Origin of the sequence: Longispora albida DSM 44784 (assembly GCF_000379825.1) — a bacterium.
Classification (GTDB): Bacteria; Actinomycetota; Actinomycetes; order Mycobacteriales; family Micromonosporaceae; genus Longispora; species Longispora albida.
Genome location: NZ_KB903814.1, coordinates 523,369 through 549,454, shown reverse-complemented (window position 1 = coordinate 549,454; position 26,086 = coordinate 523,369). Strand labels below are relative to the sequence as shown.

Below are 26,086 nucleotides of genomic sequence, written 5' to 3'. Positions count from 1 at the left end.
GTGCCGGTTACCCGGTGAAGCCGGCGGTGATCCGGGTGAACTGCCACGGGTCCTGGGCGATGCCGGAGCAGTTCTCCTGGACTCCGCCGCCAGGGCAGGGCCGGTCGCGGTTCACGGACCAGAAGGCCAGCCGGGCGATGTGCTTGGAGTTGCCCCAGTCCCTGATGGCCGTCCAGGCCGCGATGCTGGTCATCTCCTGCTGGTCGCTGAGGCCGTTCATGCCGGAGATGCCGATCCGGGAGTACGCCACGGCGTCGCTCCAGCCGAATGCCGTCTTCAGCCGGTTCTTCAGGGCCTCGGCCGCGTTGATCGTGTCGGCCTGGATGTTCGAGGAACCGAAGTCGAACGGCATGATCGTGAACACGTCGATGTTGGCCTGGAGCGCGGCGGCCTGGTTGATCAGCCGGACGCCGTGCGAGGTCGGGCCGGAGGTCGCGGTGCCGAAGGTGACGATCGTCTTGATGCCGGGATTGTTCTGCTTCACGATCTTCAGGGCGCCGAGGATCCGGTCCTGCACGGTGTAGTTCTCGAACTCGTCGGTGTTCTCGATGTCGATGTCGATCGCCTTGAGCTTGTAGGCGTCGATCACCTGCTGGTACGCGGCTGCCAGCGCCTGCGGGCTCGAGCAGTTCGGGCCGAGCTTGTTGCCGCTCCACCCGCCGAAGGACGGCACGATGTCGCCCCCGGCCGCGCGGATCTCGTTGATCCGGGTCTGGTCGACGCCGCCGAGCAGCGGGCGCTGCCCGTCCCAGCCAGGGTTACACCCTCCGGTGGAGAGGATGAAGGCCATCGTGAACCACTTGACGCCGGTCGCGTTCATGATGGTCGCCGGCGAGGGCGGGTCACCCCAGCCGAAGTAGAGGTACGGGGCGGCCTGCCTGAAGGTACCGGGCGGCTGCGTCGTCGGGGGAGTGGTGGTCGGCGGGGTGGTGGTCGGGGGGACCGTCGTCGGGGGCTGCGTTGTGGGCGGCTGGGTCGTGGGCGGGGTACCGGGGCCGTCGAGGCTCACGTCGTCGGCGTTGTAGGTGCCCTGCGCGTACCAGCCGTGCAGGTAGATCTGGACGCTGGTCTGGCCGGCCGTGGTCGTGAACGACAGGCTCAGCTTGGCGTAGTTAGCGGCCGACGGGGTCCACGTTGACGCGCCGCCGGTCACCCCCAGGTACACATAGGAGCCCTTGACCCACGCCGAGAGGCTGTAGGCGGTGCTGGGCTGCACGGCGACGGTCTGCGTGCACTTGGCGATGTCCGAGCCGGACACGGCACCGGCCAGGGCCTTCGAGCCGCCGTGCACGGGACTGGACACGACAGAGCCGTTGCTGCACGACCAGCCGGAGAGGGTGCCGGTCTCGAAGCCGGGATTGCTGACCAGGTTGGCGGCGCTGGCGGGGCTGGAGACGGCCAGGGCGATGCCCGCTGCCGTCACCGCAGCGCCGATGGCCGCCAGAAGGCGGAGGCGCAGGTACATGGGACCCCTCACTCACTAATAGAAAACCTTACTAACTAAAAAGTGAGGGGAATCTATCGCCCCGCCCAGACCGGGATCAATATCCGCGAAGGGTGATGGCACGATGGTGAGGTATCCTCATAGTGAGTGAGGCTCACTATCTTGAGGGCGGGGGAAGTCGGTGCGGGAGAGGACGGGCACGCTCAGCCAGCTGCTGGAGCTGGTCTGGGCGCTCGGCGAGGACATGAGCGGCGCGCTGGCCCGCGACGGGCTGACCGTGTCGCGGGCTCACCTGCTCTGGGAGCTGGCGGCGCGTGGCCCGGTGACGCAGCGGGTGCTGGCCGACGCGATGAACGTCAGCGCCCGCACGATCACCGGCCTGGTCGACGGGCTGGCGCAGACCGGGTTCGTCACGAGGGAGCCGCACCCCGGCGACCGGCGCGCGACCCTGGTCACCTTCACCGCCAAGGGTTCCGCGATGGCGGAGTCGATGGTCAGCGGCCACGCGCAGCTGGCGGAGTTCCTGTTCGCAGGCATGCCGCGCCCGGTGTACGAGGCCTTCGCCGCCGGGCTCGACCACGTCATGGAGCGGCTGGCGGAGGCCGGCGCGGCGGGCAAGACAGAGGAGGCGAGGTCCCGATGATCATGAGGCTGGCGCGCAGGGCGATCCGGTTCGAGCTCCTGATGTGGCGCAGCCTGTACCGGTGGTGGATCGTCCGCCGCCCGTACGGGACGGAACACGGCGGCGAGCCGTTCAGCTACGCCACGGCCCTCACCCCGATCATGTGGGCCTTCATCGGTGTCAGCGCCGCCGAGATCCCCGCCGTACACCTGCTGCTGCCCTGGCAGGGAGTCCGGGTCGCCATGCTGATCATCGGGGTCTACGGCCTGACCTGGATGATCGGGCTGCTCGCCAGCCTGAAGACGCATCCGCACATCGTGGACGGCGAGGGCATGCGGCTGCGGTACGGCGGGTCGGTGGACATCACGATCCCGTGGACGGCGGTGGAGAAGATCGGGACGCGGATGCGCTCGGTCGAGAAGAGCCGCAGCGTCCAGCTCGACGGCGAACGCCTCGATCTCGTGATCTCCAGCCAGACCAATGTGGACGTCACCCTGCGCGAGCCCGTCGAAGTGCGGCTCCCGAAGGGGCCGGCCGTCATCACCGAGCTGCGGTTCTACGCCGACGACAACAGCGCGCTGGTCGCCAGGGCCCGCGAGCTGATCGGTCAGAGGAACCGGACGTAGGTCACGCCGTCCAGATCGTCGGCGTAGTAACGGGTCATCACGTAGTCGGCGGTGAAGCCCGCCGCCTCGTAGAACCGCCGCCCGCCGTCGTTGTCGACCGGGGTGTCCACCTGGACCGCGCGGGCTCCGGCCTCACGCAGCCAGGTACCGACCGCCCCGACGAGCGCGTCGGCGATGCCCTGGCGGCGGGCTGCCGGGTGCACAGCGAGGCCGTGGATCTGGCCGAACATGTTCCACCGGGCGAGGACAGCCGACACGTATCCGACGGGGCCGGCTTCGGTGCTGGCGACGAGTACCCGGCCGTCCTCGCTGGCCGCCAGCCGGGCGACGGCGCCGAGCTGGCCGTCGACGAAACGCGGCTCCCAGCCCAGCTCGGCGAGGATAGCGGCGACGGCGGGCTCGTGCTGGCCAGCCTCGTACGGCTCGATACGCATCCCGGCAGGTTACCGATGGGCCTGCCGTGAGCGGAGTCACGTGACGACCGAGCCGGATCCTCTAGCTGTAGTGCGCCGCTGGCACAGTGTTCCGGCTGCGTGGCACGACCATCGGCGTGCCGGTCTCCGGGTCCGGGATGATCCGGCACGGCAGCCCGAACAGCCCGTCGACCAGTTCGGCCGTGATGACCTCCTCCGGCGGTCCCTCGGCGGCGATCGTCCCGTCCGCAGCCAGCGCGATCACGTGCGTGGCGTACCGGGCGGCCTGGTTGAGGTCGTGCAGGACGGCAGCGATGGTCCGCCCGCCGGCGTGCAGCCGGGCGCACAGGTCGAGGATCTCGTACTGGTGGCCCAGGTCGAGGAACGTCGTCGGCTCGTCCAGCAGCAGGATCGAGGTCTCCTGGGCGAGGGCCATGGCCAGCCAGACCCGCTGGCGCTGCCCGCCGGACAGCTCGTCGACGAACCGGGCAGCCAGGTCGGTGACGCCGGTCTGGGCCAGCGCGGCGTTCACGGCCCGCTCGTCGGCGTCCGACCACTGGCGCAGCATGGTCTGGTGCGGGTACCGGCCCCGGGCGACCAGGTCGCCGACAGTGATGCCTTCCGGTGCCGTCGCGCTCTGTGCCAGCAGACCCAGCCGCCGGGCGACCTCCTTCGCGCCGTACGAGCTGATCGCCCGGCCGTCCAGGTACACGCTGCCCTGCTGTGTGCCCGTCACCCGGGCCAGCGCCTTGAGCAGTGTGGACTTGCCGCAGGCGTTCGGGCCGACGATCGCGGTGAAGGCGTCGTCCGGGAGGGACACCGTGAGGGAGCGCGCGACGATGTTCCCCGGGTAGCCGAGCGTCACGGATTCGGCCCGCAGGCGGCTGGCTGTCTGCACCGGCTTCTCCTCCATCGTGGTCATCGGTGGCTCCGGCGGCTGGTGGCGAGCATCCAGGCGAGGTAACAGCCGCCGAGTCCGGCGGTGAGGATGCCCACGGGGAGCGGCACGGGGCTGAACAGCCGCTGGGTGGCGACGTCGCAGCCGGCCAGCAGCAGCGCGCCCATCCCCGCGGCGGCGAACGGCCCCGGCCTGCCGCCGGTCAGGGGCCGGGTCAGGTGCGGGGCGGCGAAGGCGACGAAGGCGACCGGGCCGGCGATCGCGGTGGCCATCGCCGCCAGGCCCACCGACGTGCAGAGCAGCAGCAGGCGGCTGGCTTCGGCCCGTGCCCCGAGGACCTGGGCGGTGGTGTCGCCGAGTTCCAGGGCTCGCAGCCGGAAGGCGGCCACCGCGACGAGCGGCATCAGCACAGCCAGGGCGGCCGCCATCACGGTCACGTGGTCCCAGCCCCGGTTGTTCAGCCCGCCGACCAGCCACGACTGCGCGGCCATCGCGTCGTGGATGGGGGCCTTGCTGATCAGGTACGAGTTGAACGCTGTCAGCGCGGCCGTGGCGCCGACGCCGACCAGGACCAGGCGGGGGCCGGTGCCGCCGCGCCGGTAGGCGAGCAGGTACACGAGCAGCGAGGCGGCCGTCCCGCCGGCCAGCGCCCCGGCTCCGACCTGCATGAGGCTGTCCGCGCCGAGGATGAAGGACACGATGGCCCCGGTGGCCGAGCCGCTGGTGAAGCCGATGATGTCCGGGCTGACCAGCGGGTTGCGGGCCATGCCCTGGAGCAGGGCACCGCTGGCGCCGAGGGCGGCCCCGACGGTGAGGGCGGTGAGTGCTCTCGGCAGGCGCAGGGTCTCGATGATGAACTGCGGGCCCGGCTCGCCGTCGCCGGTGAGCACGGCGACGATCTCGTCGAGTGTGAGGTCCACTTCGCCCGTTCCGAGGGCCGTGACGGTGACCGCCGCGATCCCGGCCAGCAGGACGAACCCGGCCAGCACAGTGCGTGGCTTCAGCAGCAGTGCCACCGGGCCCAGCCGTACCGGCCAGCCGGTGACCGCACGCCGGTTCGCGTTGCGGCGCTTGGTGAGGACGGCGGTCACAGCGCGAGCCTGCGGCGGCGGCAGAGCGCGATGAAGACCGGGGCCCCGGCCAGCGCGGTGACCAGGCCCACCGCCAGCTCGGACGGCGCGGCAACCAGACGGCCGGCCACATCGGAGCCCAGGAGCAGCACCGGGGCGAGCAGCGCGGCGTACGGCAGCGCCCAGCGCAGGTCGGGCCCCGCCAGCAGCCGGGTGACGTGGGCGATGATCAGGCCGACGAACCCGATCGGGCCAGCCGCGGCCGTCGCGGCCCCGCACAGCAGGGTGATCGCCACGGCGGCCCAGAGCCGGGTACGGCCGGGGGCCGCGCCGAGGGCCCTGCCGGTCTCGTCGCCGAGGGCCAGCACGTTCAGCGGCCGGGCGACGAGCAGCGCGATCAGCACGCCGGCGCCGATGAACGGGGCGACCTGCTGGACGATCGTCATGTCGCGGCCGGCGATCGAGCCGACGTCCCAGTACCGGAAGGTCTGGAAGGCATCGGTGCGCTGGAGCAGCACCGCTGAGACGAAGGCGGCCAGCATGGCGCTGATCGCCGCTCCGGCCAGCACGATCCGGTCGGAGGCCACGGCACCGCGCCCGCCCCGGCCGAGCAGGTACGTCAGGCTGGCGGCCCCGGCGGCCCCGGCCAGGGCGAACCACACGTATCCGCTGAGCGCGGCCACCCCGGCGAAGGCGATCGCCGCGACGACGGCCGCCGAGGCGCCCAGGGTCACGCCGAGCAGGCCGGGATCGGCGAGCGGGTTGCGGGTCAGGGACTGCATCAGCACGCCGGCCATGCCGAGCCCGGTGCCGGCCAGCAGGCCGACGAGGGTGCGCGGTACGCGGTACTGCCTGATGACGGTGGCCTCGATCGAGCCGTCCGGCTGCCAGAGGGCCTGGAGGGTTTCGAGGGGGCTGATCTGGCGGGCGCCGAGCCAGACGCTCAGCACGCAGACCACCAGCAGCGCCACGGCGATCACCGCGAGCCCGCCGGCCCGGGACCAGGGAGTCCTGCCCACACGTACCTCCTCGTTGCCGCTGACGCGAGGCTCGGCCTTCCCCCGGGTGCGCGAATTAGGATAGCCTTGCCTAGCTTTCCTGGCTAGCGGCCGTCCGGCCAGCCGCCGACTACCGGAGGTGCATGTGCCGGTGGCACAGGGTGTTCTCGCCGAGGTCTTCGGCGGCCAGCGGCGCAGGGTGATCGCTGGCGCGGTCCTGGCGGCGGCGCACCAGGCCGGCGAGGCGGCGGTCCCGGTCCTGATCGGATGGACGATCGACCGGGCGGTGCGCGGCCCGGCTCTCACCGGGCTGGCCCAGGGCCTTGCGCTGCTGGCCGTGGTGTTCCTCGTCCTGTCGCTGAGCTTCCGTTTCGGGCTCCAGTCCAGTGAGAAGGCCGCGTTCCTCGCCGCGCACGACCTGCGGCTGCGGATGACCCGGCGGGTCCTCGGCCGGTACGGCTCCCCGGCCCGGCGGACCGGTGAACTGGTCAGTGTCGCGGCCGACGACACCCAGCGCGCCGCCGACCTCAACATCGTGATCCCGCGTGCGTTCTCGTCGCTCGTCGCACTGGCGGCCGGCGCGGTGGCCCTGCTGCGGATCTCCGTCCTGCTCGGAGTGGTCATCCTGGTCGCGACCCCGGTGCTGCTCGGCCTGGTGCACCTGCTGGGCAAGCCACTGGAGCGCCGCAGTCACCACCAGCAGGAACAGGCTGCCAGGGCCTCAGGCGTCGCGGTGGACCTGATCACCGGGGTGCGGGTGCTCAAGGGCATCGGCGCCGAGGAGCACGCCGCCGAGCGGTTCGCGGACACCAGCCGGGCCTCGCGGGACGCCGCTGTCCGCGCGGCCCGTGCCCAGGCCTGGCTGGAGGGCGCGATGCTCACCGCCACCGGCCTGCTGCTCGCGGTGATCGCCGTGGTGGGCGGGCGGCTCGCGGCCACCGGCCAGATCAGCATCGGTGACCTCGTCGCGGCCGTCGGCCTGGCCCAGTTCCTCGTCTGGCCGCTGTCCTCACTGGCCTGGGCCGGGGGCCAGGTCGCTGCCGCCCGGGCGTCCGCCGCCCGCGTCCAGGCCGTTGTCTTTTCTTCTGGTACCAGCGACGAGGTGGCCACACCCGCAGCCGCTGGCCCCGGGACAGGGCACCTCGTCCTGACCGGCGTCGAGCACGGCACCCTGCGCGGGGTCAGCCTCACCGTCCCGGCCGGGCAGATCACAGCGATCGTCGCCCCCGACCCGGCCGACGCCTCGGCCCTGCTGGACTGCCTGGCCAGCGAGGCCGTACCGGACGGCGGCACGATCACCCTCGGCGGGACGAGCCTGGCCACACTGGACCCCGGAGCCGTCCGGGTACACGTCCGGGTCAGCGCTCACGAGGCCGACCTGTTCACCGGCACGATCGCCAGCAACATCCGCGCTGCGGCGGCCAGTGAGGACGCCGTGCGCACCGCGATCAGCGCGGCCCAGGCGGACAGCGTCGCGGCGGCCCTGCCGGAGGGCTTCGACACCGAGATCACCGAACGCGGGATGTCGCTGTCCGGCGGGCAGCGGCAGCGGATCGCGCTCGCCAGGGCACTGGCGACCGAGGCACCCGTACTCGTCCTGCACGAGCCGGTCACCGCCGTCGACTCGCTGACCGAGGCGGCGATCGCCTCCGCACTGCCAGCCGCGCGCGCCGGCCGGGCCACTGTCCTGGTCACCACCAGCCCGGCCCTGCTAGAGACCGCCGCCCAGGTCGTGTACCTACGCGACGGCCAGGTCGCGGGCCTCGGCAGCCACGAACACCTGCTGGGCGCCGACGACGGCTACCGTGCCGCCGTGCTCGCGTAGCCGTACCCCCACCGAGGACACACATGGCCACCAGACAGCTCCTTCCCGTCGCCACCGACGCGCAGACCTGGTCGCTGGCCCGGCGGCTGCTGCGCCCGCACCGCTGGTACGCCGTCGCCACGGGCGTCGTCCTGCTGGCCGGTACCGGGGCCGGGCTGCTCGCCGCCCCCGTGCTCGGTGAGATCGTCGACCGCGTGATCGGCGGGCGGACCGCCACGGACCCGGCGAGCGCCTTCGCCGGTCCGGCCCTGCTGCTGGCCGTCGTGGCCGTGGCGCACGGTGCCGGTACGGCGGCCGGCACGGCGATGGTGGCCCGGCTGGGCGAGTACGCGCTGGCCGGGCTGCGTGAGCTGTTCCTCCGCCGGGCGCTGGGCCTGCCGCTGGCCCGGATCGAGGCGGCTGGCGCCGGCGACCTCACGGCCCGCGCGTCCCGGGACGTGTCAGCCGTCGCCGACGCGATCCGGTACGCGCTGCCGACCCTGATCCGCTCCGCCCTCACCATCGTGCTGACCCTGGTCGCCCTGGCAGTACTGGACTGGCGGTTCCTGCTCGCGGCGCTGCTGGCCACGCCGATCCAGTTCCACACCGTCCGGTGGTACACCCGGACGGCCGGGCCGGTCTACGCCGAGGGCCGGATCGCCACCGGTGCCCAGCAGCAGCAGCTCCTCGACACCTACGCCGGCGCGCCCACCGTGCGCTCGTTCAGCCTCGAAGCCGGCCACCTCGACCTGGTCCGGAACCGCTCGGCGGAGGCCACGACGGTGGCGCTGCGCGGCATCGGCCTGCTGAGCAGGTTCTTCAACCGGCTCAACATCGCGGAGTTCGTCGCGCTGAGCGGCGTGCTGGCCTTGGCCTGCCTGCTCATTCCCAGCAACTCCGCCACCGCAGGCACAGCCACCGCAGCCGCGCTGTACCTGCACAACCTGTTCAACCCGGTGAACGCGGCACTGGGCCTCGCCGACTTCGTCCAGGTGGCCCGCGCTGCCCTGCGCCGGCTGGCGGGCATCGCCGTCCTCGCCGAGGAACAGCAGGCCGCCAGTACCAGCGAGCCAGCGGACGCCGCCGTCACGGTCAAGGGCGTGAGCTTCGGCTACCGCGAGGGCCACACCGTACTGCACGACGTGAGCCTGCGCATCGAGCCCGGCGAGCGGGTGGCACTGGTCGGCACCAGCGGGGCGGGCAAGACCACACTGGCCGCGCTGATCTGCGGAGTGCACCCCCCGGCCTCGGGCCTGGTCGAACTCGGCGGCACAGACGTGTCCACTATGGACGCGTCCACGCTCCGCCGGCACGTGGTCCTGATCAGCCAGGAGGTGCACGTCTTCGCTGGCCCCCTGCACGAGGACCTTCGCCTGGCCCGGCCGGACGCTACCGCCGAGGACCTCACCGCGGCGCTCGACCGGGCCGGCGCGGGCGCGTGGGCCCGAGCCCTGCCCGACGGACTGGACACCGTGGTGGGCGACGGCGGGCACCGGCTGACCGCCGCGCAGTCACAGCAGGTCGCGCTGGCCCGGCTGATCCTGGCCGACCCGCCGGTCGTGATCCTGGACGAGGCCACGGCCGACGCCGGCAGCGCCGGGGCACGCGAACTCGAACAGGCCGCCGCCGAGGCGCTCCGTGGCCGCACGGCGCTGGTCGTCGCCCACCGGCTCAGCCAGGCCGCGACCGCCGACCGCGTGGTGCTGCTCGAAGCCGGCCGGATCGCGGAGGAAGGCCGGCACGAGGACCTGGTGGCCTCCGGTGGCCGGTACGCCAGGCTGTGGGAGACCTGGTCCCGCCAGCGCGGCTGACGCGACGACCCCTTCGCTATAGTCGCCTCATGCTGGAGGAGGGCAGGACTTCGCCTGCGGCCGGCGCCACGGCCGGGCGGCTGCCGCTGGCGGCTCAGCTGACCGGCGCGGACAGCCGTGTCCTGTTGTTCGGCATCACGCCGCCGCGCCGGAGCGCCTCGCCGGACGAGGTCAGGGAGATCGCAGCCAGGACGATCGCCCGGCTGGCTCCGCTCCACGTCGATGGACTGGTGCTCTACGACATCGACGACGAGCAGGACCGCAACCCTGACGAGAGACCGTTTCCCTATCTGCCGACCCTGGACCCGGCAGTGTTCCACTCCGAGTACCTGACCGGCTGGGACGGGCCGGTCGTGGTCTACCGGTGCGTGAGCAAGTATCCCGAGGGCGACCTGCGGTCCTGGCTGCGAGGCGCGGACACGGAACGGGTTCTGAGTGTCTTCGTGGGCGCGTCTTCGAGCCAGAAGACGGTGCACACGGGCCTCCGGCGCGCTCAGGAGCTGCGGCAGGAGATCCGGCCGGACCTGCTTCTCGGCGGAGTGGCGATCACCGAGCGGCACGTGCGCGGCGGGGACGAGCATCTGCGCATCGCGGGCAAGCAGGCGCAGGGGTGCGCCTTCTTCATCTCGCAGGTGATCTACGACGTCGACGCGACGAAGAGCCTGGTCTCGGACTATTACTACGCCTGCCTGGAGCGCGGGGTGGCGCCGCGTCCGATCCTGTTCACCCTGTCGGTCTGCGGGTCGCTGAAGACGCTGGCGTTTCTGGAGTGGCTCGGAGTCAGGATTCCGAGCTGGCTGAAGAACGCGCTCCGGCACGCGCCTGATCCGCTCGCCGAGTCCTACGACTACTGCGTCACGGCGGCTGGGGAGCTGAGCGCGTTCTGCCGGCGCCTGGGGATGCCGTTCGGGTTCAACGTGGAGAGCGTGTCGATCCGGAAGGTGGAGATCGAGGCGTCGATAGAACTCGCCGGCCGGGTGCGCGCCCTGCTCGACCACGAGGACGCCTGAGAAGCCAGCCCCAGCGGGAGACCCCGCCGGGGCTGTCGCGTCTGCCTGCCTCAGGTCAGTTCATGGCCTCGGCCAGGCTGCGCGGGCGCAGGTCGGTCCAGTTCGCCTCGACGTAGGCCACGCAGGCCTCCTTGCTGTCCGGCCCGGACACCTGGGCCCAGCCACCGGGCACCGCGGCGAAGACCGGCCACAGCGAGTGCTGGCCCTCGTCGTTCACCAGGACGAGGAACTGGCCTTCGGCGTCGTCGAACGGGTTGGTGCTCATGCGGATTCCTTCTCCTCGTTGGTGAGCTTGCTGATGGCCTGAGCTGGCGCGGAAACCGCGCGCTCGATGAGCTGGTGGAGGCTGTCCGCCAGGTTCCTGGCGGCTGCCGGGCCGAGCAGGCCTGTGGCGTAGCCGAGGTAGCACTCCACCGGGCCGGTACCGCGCGGCTGGTAGAAGCTGAGTGCCAGGTCGGCGTGCACGGCCCCGGTGGGTACCGAGCCGAGCGTCCCGAGCCCGCCCTCCAGCGTGGAGATCTCCGGCTGCTCGTGGTGCACGACCATGAGCTGCGGCCCGCTCTCCGGCAGCCCGGTGGCCGCAGCCACGTCCCCGTACGGGAGTTCCTGGGCGTCCAGCGCGCCCAGCGTGACCTCGCGGACCCTGGCCAGCAGGTCCTCGAAGGCCGGGTCGCCGTCGAGGCGGGTCCGCAGGACGAGGGTGTTGGCGAAGCCGCCGATCAGGCCGGCCAGCCGGTCGTCGTTCCGCCCGGCCACGAGCGTGCCGACCGGCAGGTCCTCCCCGGCTCCGTGCTGGTGCAGGAGCACGCTGAACGCGGCGTGCAGCACCATGTACATGCTCGTGCCGGTGCGGCTGGCCAGCTCGGTGATCGCCTCGTGCAGTGCGGGGCTGAGCACGAAGCCCTCGTACGCCCCGCTCTTGCCGGGCTCTCCCGAGCCGGGAAGCGTGACGGCACGCGGCATGCCGGCGAGTGCCTTCTGCCAGTGGCCGAGCTGCCGGCTGTACTCGCTGCCCGGGTTCATCGGGTCGCCCAGTACGTCCCAGGCCCAGCGGGTGTAGTCGGAGTACGTCACCGGCAGCGGTGTCCACTCTGGAGCGTCGCCCGTGGCCCGGAGCGCGTATGCCTCGGACAGTTCCCGCAGCAGCGGGACGACTGACCACTCGTCCACGGCCAGGTAGTGCATGCGGAGCAGGAGGGCTTGCGTGCCGGTACCGTCCGACAGGAGCGTGACGCGCAGTGGTGCCTCGGTTGCCAGGGCGGGGGACTCTGCCGCCAGTACAGTCAAACGCTCTTCAAGGTTTTCGCACTGCTCGGTCTCCAGCACAGGGCCGGTGACCAGAGCCCTCGACGAGTCCGTGAACGCTGTGCGCAGCGGCTCGTGGCGCGCCACGACGTCGGCCAGCGCCCGGGTCAGCACCCCTTCCCTGAGCCCGCCTTCCGACCGCAGCACCAGGGCGTGGTCGAAGCCGGGACGGTCCTGATACGACGACCACCGGTCGCGCTGGACCGGCGCGAGCGCCACAGCGAACCGGCCGGCGGCGGTCAGGGCCGGGCGGTCCAGGACAGTGCCGCCCAGCCGCGTGGCCAGGCCCGCGACCGTCGGGGCGTCGAACACGTCCCGGATCGCCAGCTGCACGCCCAGCTGGGAGCGCAGGCGGCCCGTCAGGAGCATCGCGGACATGGAGTGCCCGCCGAGCAGGAAGAAGTTGTCGTGGATGCCGACCTCGGGCAGGCCGAGGATGTCCGCGAACAGCTCGGCCAGCACCCGCTCGGCAGTGGTGCGCGGCGTGGCGTCGCCAGTCATCGCCGACCAGTCCGGCGCGGGCAGTGCCCGGCGGTCCAGCTTGCCGTTCGGGGTGAGCGGCAGCGGGCCGTCCAGCGGGACGAGCAGCGCGGGCACCATGTACTCCGGCACCTGCGCCGCCACATGGTCGCGCACCTCCGTCAGGCCCGTGCCTGACGGGACGACCACGTACCCGGCCAGCCTCGTCACTCCGGCGCTCGTCTCGGCGATCACCGCTGCCTGGCTGACAGCGGGATGGCTGGTCAGCGCGGCCTCGATCTCGCCGAGCTCGATCCGGAAGCCCCGGATCTTGACCTGGTTGTCCACCCGGCCGAAGAAGTCCAGGTTGCCGTCCCGGCGCCAGCGAGCCCGGTCACCCGTGCGGTACATGCGCGCGCCGTCGTGGCCGAACGGGTCGGCGATGAACCGCTCCGAGGTCAGGCCGGTCCGGCCCAGGTACCCCAGGGCCAGGCCACGGCCGGAGACGTACAGCTCGCCGACCACGCCGGGCGGTACGGGACGCAGGTACTCGTCCAGCACGTAGCACCGGGTGTTCGGGTCCGGCTTGCCGATCGGCACGGCACCCCGCCAGCCCGGTTCGGCGTGCCACAGTGTCGAGTTGACCGTGGCCTCGGTCAGGCCGTACGCCGCGATCAGGTTCACCCGGGCCCCGTGCCGGCGGAACAGCTCCGGCGGCACGGTCTCGGTACCGACCAGGATCGTCGACCCGGCAGGCAGCTCGCACTCCTCCGGCAGCGCCGCGACCAGCGACGGCGGCAGGATCATGTGGCTGATCTGGTGCGCCTCCAGGAAATCGGTCAGCTGGGGACCGGCCACCCTGGCCTCGTCGGTGACCAGCACGAGGCTGCCGCCGTGGCACAGGGCCATGCACAGCTCGAAGACCACCACGTCGAAGCCGATCGAGGCGAACTGGAGCACCCGTGCGTCGCGGTGCAGGCCCATCCGGTCCACGGCCGTGGCCACCAGGCTGGAGATGCCCTCGTGCGGCACGACCACGCCCTTCGGCCTGCCTGTGGAGCCGGAGGTGTAGATGACGTAGGCGGGCTGGTCCAGGCCAGCAGGTCCGGTGCCCAGGGTGCCATCGTCCAGAGTGGACAGCAGGTCGGCCGCCTCGTCGAGCAGCACCAGCGGGGCCGCGTCCGGGACCTTCTCCGCGACGGCCCCGGTCGCCACCACCACAGCGGCAGCCGCGTCACTGATCATGTACGCCAGCCGGTCGGCCGGGTGCGCGAGGTCCAGCGGGAGGAAAGCCGCGCCGAGCTTCAGGCTGGCCAGGATCGCGGCCACCATGTCGAACGACCTCGGTACCGCCACGCCGGCCACCGACCCGGCCGTCACGCCCCGCTGGGCGAGCAGGCGGGCGATCCGGTTCGACCGGGCCTCCAGTTCCGCGTAGGTGTGCTCGCGGCCGTGGTCCACGACGGCGACAGCCTCGGGCCGCTCCGCCAGGCGAGCCGCGAACAGCTCGGTGAACGTGGCCTCGTCCACGGCACGGGGACCGTGGTTGAAGCCCTCCGTCACCAGGCCGAACTCGTCCACGGTGCACACGTCCACGCTGCTGACCGGCTGGTCCGGCCGCGCGGCCACCGCGTCCATCAGCGTCATCAGGCGGCGGCTGATCTGCTCGGCGGTGCCGGCCTCGAACAGCTCGGTGGCGTAGCTCAGGTGCAGGTCCAGCCCCTCGGGGCCCTCGGTGAACCGGAACACCAGGTCGAACTTCGCCGTGCCGCTCTCGTAGGGCAGGAACTCCGCCGGGACCCCGCCCAGCGCCAGCGACTCCTCGACCCGGTTGTGGTACCCGGTCATCACCTGGAACAGCGGGTTGCGGGCCAGCGAGCGCGCCGGGTTCAGCCGCTCCACGACCGCCTCGAACGGAACCTCGGCGTTGGAGAACGCCGCGAGCCCGGCAGCGCGGACCCGTCCGGCCAGCTCGGTGAACGTCGGGTCGCCGGACACATCCGTGCGCAGCACGAGCGTGTTGACGAAGAAGCCCACCAGGTCGTCGAGCGCGGCATCCGTACGGCCGGCGATCGGCGCGCCGATCGGGATGTCCGTGCCCGCGCCCATCCGGTGCAGCAGGGCCGCGACGGCCGCGTGGACGAGCATGAACATGCTCGCGCCCGTCGCCTGGCTCAGGTTCCGCAGCGCGGCGTGCGTCTCCGGGCTGACCCGGGTGCCGATGTCGGCCCCGGTGAAGGCCGGCCGGGCCGGGCGCGGCCAGTCCGAGGGAAGAGTGACTTCCTCCGGAGCGCCTGCGAGAGTCTGCTCCCAGAACGCCAGCTGCTGCGCCGCGACGCTGCTGCGGTCAGCCGGGTCACCGAGCAGTTCCCGCTGCCAGAGGGTGTAGTCGGCGTACTGCACCGGCAGCGGCTTCCACGCTGGGGCCACACCGGCCAGCCGGGCCTCGCAGGCCTCCGCCAGATCCCGCAGGAACGGCCGGTCCGACCACTCGTCCGTCGTGATGTGGTGCAGAAGCAGAACCAGGATGTACGCGCCGCCGGAACGCACCAGCGTCGCCCGCAACGGCAGCTCCGTGAGCAGGTCGAACGGCCGGGCGATCAGCGCCTCGACCAGCCCCGGCTCGTCGTCCCTGACTTCGAGCAGCTCCGGCAGCTCAGCCACCGGCACAACGCGCTGGGCCGGCTCGCCACCGTCCACAGTGAACAGAGTCCGCAGTGCCTCGTGCCGCCCGGCCACGTCGGCCAGCGCCAGCCCGAGCGCCGATGCGTCCACGTCACCGTCCAGCCGCATCACCAGCGGGAAGTTGTACGCCGCCGACGTGTGCTCCATGTTCTGGATCACCCACAGCCGCTGCTGCGCGTGCGACAACGGGATCCGCTCCGGGCGCTCCCAGGCGGCCAGTACCGGCCGCACCGGCCCGCTGGACTGTCCGGCCCGCGCGGCCAGCCCGGCCGGGGTCGGCGCCTCGAACAGGTCCCGGATGGACAGCTCCACGCCGAGTTCCGCCCTGATCCGGCTGATCAGCCGGGTGGCCAGCAGCGAGTGCCCGCCCAGGTCGAAGAAGTTGCCGTCGGCACCGGCCGTACCCTCCGCCAGGCCCAGCGCCTGGTCGAACAGCGCGCACAGCGCCGCCTCGGCCTCGGTCTCCGGCGCACGGCGGGTGGCCGGGCCGGACTGCTCCGGCGCGGGCAGGGCCGCCACGTCCAGCTTGCCGTTGACGGTCAGCGGCAGGGTGTCCACGGGCATGAAGACCGAGGGAACCATGTACCCGGGCAGCGTGACCTTGAGGAAGTCCCGCAACTCGGCCAGCACACCCTCGGCGCACACCACGTAGGCGGCGAGCCTCCTGTTCCCGCCCGTGCCCGTCGCGATCACGGCCGCGTGGGTCACGCCGGGGTGCTCGCTGATCGCCGAGGCGATCTCTCCTAGCTCCACCCGGTACCCGCGGATCTTCACCTGGTCGTCGGTCCGGCCCAGGAAGTCGATGATCCCGGTCTGTGCCCGCTGCACCACGAGGTCACCCGTGCGGTACATGCGGTCGCCCGGCTTGCCGAACGGGTCGGCCACGAAGCGCTCAGCCGTCAGCCCCGCCCGGTCGTGGTAGCCACGTGCCAGGCCGATGCCCGCGACGTACAGCTCACCCGGGCAGCCCGGCGGCACCGGGCGCAGCGTGGCGTCCAGCACGTAGGCGCGGGTGTTCCAGATCGGGCGTCCCACGGTCGGCGTGGCACTGTCCATCGTGGACGCACCGAGCGTGTTGATCGTGTACTCGGTCGGCCCGTACAGGTTGTAGCCGTACGTGCCCTCGGTGTCCCGCAACGGATTCCACACTGTGTCCGGCACGGCCTCGCCGCCGAGGAGTACCAGCGGCGGGACGTGCCCGGCCAGCAGGCCCTCCTCGATCAGGAGCTGCGCGTACGTCGGCGTCACGTTCACGACGTCGATCAGGTGCGTGTCGCAGTAGGCAACCAGAGCCTCAGCGTCCCGCCGCAGCTGCTCGTCACAGACGTGCACCTCGTGGCCCTCGACGAGCCACAGCAGCTCCTCCCAGGACATGTCGAAGGCGAAGGAGACCGTGTGCGCGATTCTTAGCCGCCGCCCGCCCGCCGACCCGATCGCGGGCGCGAAGATGTTCACCTGGTGGTTGAGCTGCATGTTCGTCAGGCCCCGGTACGGGGTCACCACGCCCTTGGGCCGCCCGGTGGAGCCCGAGGTGTAGATGACGTACGCCGGGTGCTCCAGCCGCTCCGGCGTGCCCGGCGCGAAGCCACGCAGCTCTCCGGCCTCGACCCGGGTAGCTGGCAGCGCGGCCAGCTCGGCCAGTACCTCCGGCGCGTCCAGGCAGATCGCGTCCGGGGTCAGCCGGACGCCGCCCGCCGAGAGCACGCACAGCGGCCCGGTGTCGGCGATCATGTCGCGCAGCCGGTCGGCCGGGTGGTCGAGGTCCAGCGGGAGGTACGCCGCGCCGGTCCGGAGCACGGCGAACAGGGCCACGACCATCTCCACCGAGCGAGGCAGAGCCAGCGCGACGACCCCCTCCGGCCCGGCACCCCGGGCCAGCAGGAACCGTGCCAGGCGGCTGATCTCCGAGTCCAGCTCGGCGTAGCTGAGCCGCCGCTCACCGAAGACCAGCGCCACGTCCTCCGGCGTGCGCGCGGCCTGCTCGGTGAGCATCTCCGCGACGGTCACGTCCGGTACCGGATGCGCGCCGGAGTCCCAGCCAGCGCCCAGCGCCGCCCGCTCCTCGTCCAGCAGCAGGTCCACACTGCCCGCCGGGGCGTCCCAGTGGCCGGCCAGCCGCTCCAGCAGCGTCGTGTACCGGCGCAGGATCACCTCGGCCTGCTCCGCGCCGATCAGGTCGGCCCGGTAGGACAGGGTGACGGCCAGCTCGGACTGCGGCGTCACGATCATGGTGAGCGGGTAGTGCGTGGAGTCGATGTTGGTGACAGCGGTGATGCCGTGCTGCTCGCACATCGCGGTCATCCGGTCCTCGCCGCCGCCCGGCCGGAGCACGAACAGCGTGTCGAACAGCGTCCGGTGCGAGGTCTGCGACTGCACGTCAGCCAGGCCCAGGTACTCGTGCGCCATCAGAGCCGTGCGCTCGTCCTGGAGCCGGCGAGCCAGCGTTGCCACGCTCTCCGCCGCGCGCAGCGCCACCCGCGTCGGCACGGTGTTGAGGAACATGCCGATCGTGGACTCCACGTCGGCGACCTCCTCCGGCCGCCCGGCCACCGCCGAGCCGAAGACCACGTCCTCGCGGCCCAGCAGGGTGGACAGCACCATCGCCCACGCGGCGTTCAGCAGCGGGTTGAGGGTGAGCCCCTGCCGGCGTACCAGCTCACGCAGCCGGTCGCTGAGGCGCAGCGGGAGTTCCACGCCGATGTTGACCGGCACGGCACCCTGGCCGCCACGCGCGGGGCCGGCCACCAGCGAAGGCTCGGCGAGTCCGCTCAGGGCGGTACGCCAGGCGTCCAGTGCCGCCTGCCGGTCCTGCCTGCCGAGCCAGGCGAGGTAGTCGCCGTAGCTGCCCGGCTGGTCCAGGCCGGTGGCGTCGCCGGAGCGCGCGTACAGCTCGAACAGCTGCTCCAGGAACAGCCAGGCCGACCAGCCGTCCCAGGCGATCAGGTGGCTGCTCACCACGAGCCGGTCGTGCCCGTCGCCGAGGCGCACCACCGTGAGGCGGCACAGCGGCGGCGCGGCCAGGTCGAACCGCCGGGTCCGGTCGGCGGCGAGGAAGGCCGCCAGCTGGGTCTCCTGCCTGGCGGCGTCCACCCCGGTCAGGTCCAGTTCCTCGATCGGCATCCTCGGGGCGCGGCAGACGAACTGCACCGGCTGCCCGGCACCCTCGCTGGTGAAACCGGCCCGCAGGCTCGGATTGCGCTCCAGCAGGCTCGCGCTGGCCAGGGCCAGCCGGTCCAGGTCCAGCCGGTGGTCGAAGTCGAAAGTGGACTGTGCTGTGTAGACGTCCAGGTCGCCGCTGTCGTAGCTGGCGTGGAAGTACAGGCCTTCCTGGAGCGGGGACAGCGGCCAGATCTGGTCGACGGGCTGCCCGGCGGCCCGCTCGACCTGGGCGGTCTCCGCCTCGGTGAGCGTGAACGCCTCGGCGGCCACGTGCCCGGTGGCGGCAGGCCCCTCGCCGGCCGCGAGGGCCAGCGCCGCCGGGGTCCGGTGCACGAACACGTCTCGCGGGCTGAGCGCCAGCCCGGCTTTGCGTGCCCGGCTGGACACCGCGATGGACAGGATGCTGTCGCCGCCCAGGACGAAGAAGTCCTCCTCCGGGCCGGCTTCCACGCCGAGTACCTCGGCGAAGATCGCGCACAGGGTTTCCTCGTCCGCGCCGCTGGCCGCCCGGCCCGCGCCGGACGTCCGCTCGGGGACCGGCAGGGCCGCGCGGTCGAGCTTGCCTGCCGGGTTCAGCGGCAGGGCCTCCAGCACGACGAAGTACTGCGGGACCACGGCGGCGGGAAGCTTCCGCGTGGCGGCGGCTCGCAGCTCACCGCTTTCCAGAACAACACCATTCAGCGGTACCACGTAAGCGGCGAGCTGCCCCGCCACCACGGCGACCACGACCTCGGCGACGCCCGGCTCCGCGCCGAGTACCGCCTCGATCTCGCCCAGCTCGATCCGGTTGCCCCGGACCTTGGCCTGGTGGTCGGTGCGGCCCAGGTAGGTCAGCACCCCGTCGGCGGTGTGGCTGACCAGGTCACCCGTGCGGTACATCCGCTCGCCGGGCGCACCGAACGGGTCGGCCGTGAACCGCTCGGCTGTCGCGCCGGCCCGGCCGTGGTACCCGCGCGCCAGCTGCCCGCCCGCGACATACAGCTCACCGGGCACCCCGGCTGGCACGGGCCGCAGGCCGGAGTCGAGCACGTAGAGCCGGGTACCGTCCACCGCCCGGCCGATCGGCACCGTGCCGCCCGTACCGGCCTGCGCCTGCCAGGACGTGACCTGGATGGTGGCCTCGGTCGGGCCGTACACGTTGAACAGCGGCACGCCGGTCTTCGCCAGCCACCGGTCAGCGATCTGGGCGGTCAGCGCCTCGCCGCCGCTGAACGCCCGGCGCAGGCTCAGCCACCACGCGTCCCCGCCGGTGTTGGCCTCGTCGAGCAGCGCCCGGTACAGGGAGGGCACCAGGTCGATGGTGGTGACCTGTTCCCGCTCGATGAGCGCGGCGAGGTACGCCGGATCGGCCTGCCCGCCCGGCCTGGCCACCACGACCGTCCCGCCGCTGATCAGCGGGGCGAAGATCTCCTGGGCTGCCGGGTCGAAGCTCGCCGAGTACTGGTGCAGCACCCGCTCGCCCGGCCCGAAGCCGAACCGGTCAGCGACCCAGGCCAGCTGCCCGATCAGGGCACTGTGCGTGACCAGCACGCCCTTCGGCCGGCCCGTCGATCCGGAGGTGTACATCAGGTACGCGAGACTGCCGGCCACCGGGCTCGGCAGTGAACGCCCGCCGCACTGCGAGGAGACAGCCTCCTCGAACGCGACAACAGCGCAGTCACCCGCGACCGGCAGCCTGTTGCCCTCAGTAGTCAGCAGGAACCGGGCACCCGAGTCGGCCAGCATGTAACTGATCCGCTCGGCCGGGTACTCCGGGTCGACCGGCAGGTACGCCGCACCCGAGCCCAGCACGCCGAGCAGCCCGGCGATCAGCCGCGCCGACCTGGGGATCGCCACAGCCACGACATCCTCGGGGCCGGCTCCCTGAGCCACCAGGTACGCCGCGATCCGGTCGGCCTGCCGGCTGAGCTCGGCATAGCTGAGCTGCTCCGCGCCGTCCACGATCGCCACAGCCTGGGGCGTGAGCGCCGCTTGGGCGGCGACCGCCTGGGGGATGGTCAGATCCGGCGTTGTGGCGTCCGCGCCGATCAGCCCGGCCGCTGCGGCATCGGCCTGTTCCGGGGTGACCAGGTCCAGCCGACCTGCCAGTTCCTCGGGCTCGGCGGTGAAGCGCGCCAGGAGCTGGGGCAGCCACTCGCTGATCCGCGTGGCAAGGCTCGTGGTGACCCGGGTGGGGTCGTAGCGGACCTCCAGCCGGAGGCTGTCCCCGGGCAGCGCGACGACGGCGAGCGGGTAGTGCCCGGTCTCCACGAACTCGATGTCCGCGATCTCCACCGTGCCGGACGGGTCGCGCAGCGCCTCCGGTACGGGATAGTTCTCCATCACCAGCAGCGTGTCGAACAGCTCACCGGCGCCGGTCAGCCGCTGGAGCTCGCCCAGCCCGACGTGCTGGTGGTCCAGCAGCACAGCCTGGGAGGCCTGTACTTCCTCGCAGATCCCGGCCAGCGTCTGACCAGGCCGGACCCGCACCCGTACCGGCAGCGAGTTGATGAACAGGCCCACCATCGAGTCCAGGCCGGGCAGGTCGGCCCCGCGTCCCGACACGGTGGTACCGAACACCACGTCGTCGCTGCCGGTGAGGCGGCTCAGCAGCACGCCCCACGCGGTGTTCAGTACCGCGCCCAGGGTCAGGCCGCGTTCCCGTGCTCGGGCGGCCAGTGCCGCTGTCGCCTCAGGAGAGAGTCCAGTGTGGACAGCCTCGGTGGCCAGCTGCACGCCAGAGCCGGCCGGCCCGAGCAGCAGCGTCGGCTCGGTGACCCCGTCGAGCGCCTGCGCCCAGGCTTCCTTCGCGGCGGCGTGGTCACGCCCGGCCAGCCAGCCGAAGTAGTCGCCGTACGGCGTCGCGGCGGGCAGGGCCGCCGGAGTGCCGTAGCTGGCGAGCAGGTCGGTCAGCATCACCGGTACCGACCAGCCGTCGGCGATGATGTGGTGCAGGGTCAGCACGAGGTGGCAGGTGTCCTCGCCCCGGACCAGGGCCGCCCGGATCAGCGGGGCGCCGGCCAGGTCGAACCGGGTGGCCCGCTCGCGCTCGGCCACCACGGCGACCGGCTCGGCGCTCTCGCGCCACGGCACGGTGACCGATGCCGCGATCACCTGCACGAGGCGGCCGGGACTGAGCTGGCGGAAGCTGGCCCGCAGCGCCTCGTGGCGGCGGGTGATGGCCTGCACGGCCTCGCGCAGCGCGGCGGAGTCCACCGGCCCGCGCAGTTCGATGATCTGCTGCACGACGTAGGCGTCGGGGGACTGCTCGTCGGCGAAGGCGTGGAAGTACAGGCCCTTCTGGAGTTCGGTAAGCGGCAGGAGTGCCGCCGGGCCGCTCGCGGTCAGCTCGTCGGTCTCGGCCTGGCTGAGCTGGACCAGCGGGAAGTCCGAGGGCGTGTGCCCGCCGCCCGCGCCAGTCGCCAGGGCGCTCAGCGCGCCGACGAACAGGCCGGCCAGAGTGTCCACATCGGACGTCACTCCGGCGGGCCAGGAGAACTCCACCGCGAGCCGGGGCCCGCCGGCCTCCTCGTGCACGATCGCGTTGATCTCCAGCGCGTGACTGAGCGGCATGCCCGGGTCGCGGCCGTAGCCGAGCGGCCCGGCGGCCGGGTCCGCAGACCAGTCTCCGGTGCCGCCAGTGAATCGGCCCAGGTAGTTGAAAAGCACTTCAGGTGTACTGGTGCCAGCAAGCGCCGCCGTGCCGTAGCGCAGCAGCCCGTAGCCGATCCCGCTGCCCGGGCACGCCCGCAGCTGTTCCTTGACCTGCTTGACGGCGGAGTCGAGGTCCGAAGTGGAGACCGGGCCGATCGCGACCGGGTACATGCTGGTGAACCAGCCCACCGTGCGGCTCAGGTCGGTGTCGCCGATCAGTTCCTCGTCACGCCCGTGGCTTTCGAGGTCGACCAGCAGCCCAGCACCGGGCCGCCACTGCTCGAAGGCGAGTGCCAGGCCGGTGAGCAGCACATCGTTGACCGTGCCGTGGTAGGCGGCCGGCACCTGGCCGAGCAGCGGCGCGGTGTGCGCGGCAGGCAGGTACACGGTCAGCGACCGGCTGGTCGAAGCGGTGTCGCTGGCGTCCAGTGGCCTGCTGGCCACCGGCTGCGAAGGGCTGCCGAGAATCGCCTGCCAGGCGGCCGTTTCCTGCTCTGGCCGCACCTCGGCGAGCTGCTGGGACCACCGGCGGAAGGACGAGGATACCGGTGGCAGTACCACCGGCTCGCCGGAACGGAGCTGGGACCAGCCAGTAGCCAGGTCGTCGCTCAGGATGCGCCAGGACACGCCGTCGACCACAAGGTGATGGATCACGAGCAGCAGCGCGGAACCGTTCCACGCCGCGCGCAGCATGACGCCGTTCTCCGGGTCGAGCAGCCCGGCCAGCCGGCCGGCGTCGAGGTCGGAGGTTTCCTCGATCAGGTCAGCCGCGACGACACCACCGGCTGGAGGTACGTCCAGCGTCCACTCGGGACCACGGCGCAGCGACGCGCGCAGCATGTCGTGCCGGTCGACGAGGGCCTGCACCAGCGTGTTCAGCCCCGCACGGTCCAGGCCGGACGGCGTGACGAGCGTGGCGGACTGGTAGAAGCCGCCGATCGGCACGTCCCCGCCGCACTGCGCGGCGAGCCTGCTGATGATCGGTGTGGCCGCGATGGTGCCGGTGCCCTCGTCGGGTACGCGGACCGCCCGTACCTCACCAGCGGCGGCGGCGAGCGCTGCCACGGTGCGAAGGCGGAACACTTCGCGGGGCGTGATGGCCAGGCCGGCGGCGCGGGCCCGGTTCACCAGGCTGATGGCGACGATGCTGTCGCCGCCCAGCTCGAAGAAGCTGTCGTGCGCTCCGACGCTGGGCAGCCCCAGTACCTCGGCGAACAGCGCGGCGAGGGCCTGCTCCGCCGGGGTACGCGGCTCGTCCTGCCCGGAGGTCTCCAGCCAGTTCGGCTCGGGCAGCGCCCTGGCGTCGAGCTTGCCGTTCGGGGTCAGCGGCAGCGGGCCTTCCATGACCACCACGGCCGAGGGGACCATGTAGCCGGGGAGCGCGGCGGCGGCCTGCTCCTTCACGGCTGCCACGTCGACCGGCCCGCCGTCGCCGGTCAGGTACGCGACGAGCCGCTTCACGCCCCGGTGGTCGGTACGGACCCGCACGGCGGCCTGGGCGACGGCCGGACAGCCCATCAGGGTGCTCTCGACCTCGCCGGGCTCGATCCGGTACCCCCGGATCTTGATCTGGCTGTCCGCACGGCCGAGGAACTCCAGGAACGGCAGGCCGTCAGCGGGCTCGATCCAGCGGACCCGGTCGCCGGTGCGGTACATGACCGTGCCGGGCTCGCCGTACGGGTCGGCGATGAACCGCTCGGCGGTCAGCCCGGCCTTGCCCAGGTAGCCGCGGGCCAGGCCACGGCCGGACACGTACAGCTCGCCCTCGGTACCGGAGGGCACGGGGCGCAGCGCGGTGTCCAGGACGTAGCAGGCGGTGTTCGGGTCGGGCCGGCCGATCGGGATCGCGCCCTGCCAGCCGGGCTCGGCCGGCCACAGCGTGGAGTTGACGGTCGCCTCGGTCAGGCCGTAGGCGGCCACCACGCGCAGCCGGCCGGACCAGCGGCTGACCAGCTCGGCCGGCACGGCCTCGGTACCGACGATCAGGACAGCGCCCTCCGGCAGCTCGCAGCCGGAAGGCAGCGCGGCGACCAGCGACGGCGGCAGGATCATGTGCGTGGCCCGGTGCTGGGCGATGTAGCTGGTCAGCTCCTCGCCCGCGACCCGGCGGTGCGCGGGCACCACGATGGCGGTACCGCCGACGCACAGCGACATCACCAGGTCCCACACGGTCACGTCGAAGCCGGCCGAGGCGAACTGCGCGACCCGCGAGTCCGGGGTGATCCCGATCCGCTCGGTGGCCGTGGCGACCAGGCTGCCGATGCCGTCGTGGCTGACGATCACGCCCTTGGGCTGCCCGGTGGACCCGGAGGTGTAGATGACGTACGCGGCCTGGTTCAGCGCGATCGGCGTACCTGACACCGGAGCGTCCACAGCGGACAGTTCCGCGTCCACGGCCGGGTCGCCCAGCAGGATCCGTGAGCCCGTCTCGGGCAGGTCCCCGGCGAGTTCCGCCGTGGTGATGACGACGCGCGCGCCCGCGTCGCCGAGCATGTAGGCGATCCGGTCGGCGGGATGGTCGGAGTCGATCGGCAGGTACGCGGCACCGGCCTTCATCACGGCGAGCAGCGCGACGACGAGGTCGGCGGAGCGGGGCAGCGCGACAGCCACCACGTCCTCGGCGCCCACGCCACGGCCGGCCAGCAGGCGGGCCAGCCGGCCGGCGGCCTCGTCCAGCCCGGCGTAGGTCAGCTCGACGTCCTCGCAGACCAGCGCGACCCTGCCCGGGTTCAGCTGGACCTGGCGCTCGAAGGCGGCGGGCCAGGTCACGTCCTCGGCGGGGAACGGCGAGGTGCCCAGCGTCGTGAGCAGGCGTTCCCGCTCGGCCGGGGTGACCAGGTCGATCGAGCCGATCGGCGCGTCCGGCGCTGCGGTGAGCGCGTCCAGCACCGCGAGGAAACGCTCCTCGTGGGCGGCGAGCGCAGCCTGGTCGCAGACCTCGGCGTCGGCGGTGAGGTTGATGGTCACGTCGCCAGGGCCGGGGCCCTCGGCGATGTTGACGGACAGGTCACTGGCCGGGCCCAGCCACAGGGCCTGGAAGGAACCGTCCAGCCCGGCGAAGACCGCCGGATTGGCCGGGAGGATGTTCAGGGTCGGCCCGGTCAGCTCGGCCAGGCCGTCGACGCAGCCCAGCTCGCGAGCGAGGTCCTCACCCCGGAAACCAGAGTTCTTCAGCGTACTGGTGACCGCCCCCGTCGCCTCGGCGATCAGCCCGGCCCCAGTGCTGCGCGGACCGGCTGCCAGCCGCAGCGGCAGCACGTTGGACACCATGCCCGGTACGGCGCGGGCCGCCGGGGTGACGCGCCCGGTGACGGGCAGGGCGAGGGTCACGTCGCGGGCACCCGTGGCCCGGTGCAGGTACGCGGCGAGGGCGGCGATCAGTACCCGGGACGGCCGCACGCCGTGGTCCGTCGCGCTGGTGCGGAGCGTGGCCACCTGCTCGCTCGTGAGCCGGATCGTCCGCTCCACCAGCCGGGTGACCTGGCCCTGGCCGCGCGGTACGAGCCGTGCGGGCTCCGGCCGGTCGGCCATCCGGGCCAGCCAGTGCTCCCGGGCGGCAGCCCAGGCCGGGGAGGCCAGGTTCGCGCTGTCGGCCGCGCGCAGGACGGCGGGGTCCCAGTCCGGGGCCGGGTCGCCGGTACCGCTGTAGAGCTGGGCGGCGCGCTGGGTGACCAGCATGACGCCGAAACCGTCCATCACGAGGTGGTGGTACCGCTGGTACCACCACACCTCGTCGTCGGCGACCCGGAGCAGCGCGTACCGGAAAAGCGGCCCGGCGGCCAGGTCGGCAGGACGGGCCCGGTCGGCGTCCATCCACGCCCCGGCCACCGCGCGCGGGTCGGCCTCGGGCCGGAAGTCCACTTCGGACACGACGACCGGCGTCCGCGCGGGGACCTCGGCAGGCTCGCCGTCACCGCCCGTCACGTACCGGACGTGCAGGCAGGCCGCCTCCTCAGCCGTCTGGCGCACCGCTGCGGCCAGGCGGCTGAGGTCGGCGTCGCCACGGAGGGCGAGGAACCATGCGATGTTGTAGACGGGGTTGTCCGGCTCGATCTGCTGAGCCCGCCAGATACCAGCCTGTGCGCTGGTGAGCGCGGACCCGCCGCTGGAGCCGCCCGTCTGCGTTGCCGACATGACTTCCTCTGCCCT

At 72.5% G+C, this 26,086-nt stretch carries 12 protein-coding genes; 5 read left to right on the top strand and 7 right to left on the bottom strand.

The features are described from left to right. Positions 1–7: 7 nt before the first annotated feature. Positions 8–1,477 (bottom strand): carbohydrate binding domain-containing protein, encoded by a 1,470-nt coding sequence (locus tag A3G1_RS0106680; RefSeq protein WP_026211863.1) that lies wholly within the window; start codon positions 1,475–1,477, stop codon positions 8–10. 148 nt (positions 1,478–1,625) lie between these two features. Here A3G1_RS0106680 and A3G1_RS0106675 point away from each other — a divergent pair, with 148 nt between their 5' ends. Next, positions 1,626–2,087: a MarR family winged helix-turn-helix transcriptional regulator gene (locus A3G1_RS0106675; RefSeq protein WP_018348696.1), complete on the top strand. Its 462-nt coding sequence runs from the start codon at positions 1,626–1,628 to the stop codon at positions 2,085–2,087. After that, positions 2,084–2,692, top strand: coding sequence for a hypothetical protein (locus A3G1_RS0106670; RefSeq protein WP_018348695.1), 609 nt, complete (start codon positions 2,084–2,086; stop codon positions 2,690–2,692). Before A3G1_RS0106675 ends, A3G1_RS0106670 begins: the two co-directional genes overlap by 4 nt. Here the strand turns inward: A3G1_RS0106670 and A3G1_RS38240 are convergent. The 4 genes from A3G1_RS38240 to A3G1_RS0106650 form a co-directional block, all read right to left on the bottom strand. After that, positions 2,674–3,126, bottom strand: coding sequence for a GNAT family N-acetyltransferase (locus A3G1_RS38240; RefSeq protein WP_018348694.1), 453 nt, complete (start codon positions 3,124–3,126; stop codon positions 2,674–2,676). The two genes, A3G1_RS0106670 and A3G1_RS38240, sit on opposite strands and share 19 nt — an antisense overlap. A 61-nt stretch (positions 3,127–3,187) precedes the next feature. Next, positions 3,188–4,027 (bottom strand): ABC transporter ATP-binding protein, encoded by an 840-nt coding sequence (locus A3G1_RS0106660; protein ID WP_018348693.1) that lies wholly within the window; start codon positions 4,025–4,027, stop codon positions 3,188–3,190. Next, the gene (locus tag A3G1_RS0106655) at positions 4,024–5,094 is read right to left on the bottom strand and encodes a FecCD family ABC transporter permease (RefSeq protein WP_018348692.1); all 1,071 of its coding nucleotides are present in this window, start codon (positions 5,092–5,094) and stop codon (positions 4,024–4,026) included. Before A3G1_RS0106655 ends, A3G1_RS0106660 begins: the two co-directional genes overlap by 4 nt. After that, complete coding sequence (locus A3G1_RS0106650; protein ID WP_018348691.1) at positions 5,091–6,092, bottom strand: FecCD family ABC transporter permease; 1,002 nt, start codon at positions 6,090–6,092, stop codon at positions 5,091–5,093. Before A3G1_RS0106650 ends, A3G1_RS0106655 begins: the two co-directional genes overlap by 4 nt. A 130-nt stretch (positions 6,093–6,222) precedes the next feature. Between A3G1_RS0106650 and A3G1_RS0106645 the strand changes: the two genes are divergently transcribed. The 3 genes from A3G1_RS0106645 to A3G1_RS0106635 are packed head-to-tail and all read left to right on the top strand — an operon-like array spanning position 6,223 to position 10,696. Further along, positions 6,223–7,896 (top strand): ABC transporter ATP-binding protein, encoded by a 1,674-nt coding sequence (locus tag A3G1_RS0106645; RefSeq protein ID WP_026211862.1) that lies wholly within the window; start codon positions 6,223–6,225, stop codon positions 7,894–7,896. 23 nt (positions 7,897–7,919) lie between these two features. Then, entirely contained in the window at positions 7,920–9,686 is a 1,767-nt protein-coding gene (locus A3G1_RS0106640; RefSeq protein WP_018348689.1) for an ABC transporter ATP-binding protein, read from the top strand. 29 nt (positions 9,687–9,715) lie between these two features. Further along, entirely contained in the window at positions 9,716–10,696 is a 981-nt protein-coding gene (locus tag A3G1_RS0106635; protein ID WP_018348688.1) for a methylenetetrahydrofolate reductase, read from the top strand. A 55-nt stretch (positions 10,697–10,751) separates the two neighbouring features. Here A3G1_RS0106635 and A3G1_RS0106630 read toward each other — a convergent pair whose 3' ends face one another. Then, entirely contained in the window at positions 10,752–10,961 is a 210-nt protein-coding gene (locus A3G1_RS0106630; RefSeq protein ID WP_018348687.1) for an MbtH family protein, read from the bottom strand. Continuing rightward, complete coding sequence (locus tag A3G1_RS33560) at positions 10,958–26,071, bottom strand: non-ribosomal peptide synthetase (protein WP_018348686.1); 15,114 nt, start codon at positions 26,069–26,071, stop codon at positions 10,958–10,960. Before A3G1_RS33560 ends, A3G1_RS0106630 begins: the two co-directional genes overlap by 4 nt. Between the last annotated feature and the right edge of the window lie 15 nt (positions 26,072–26,086).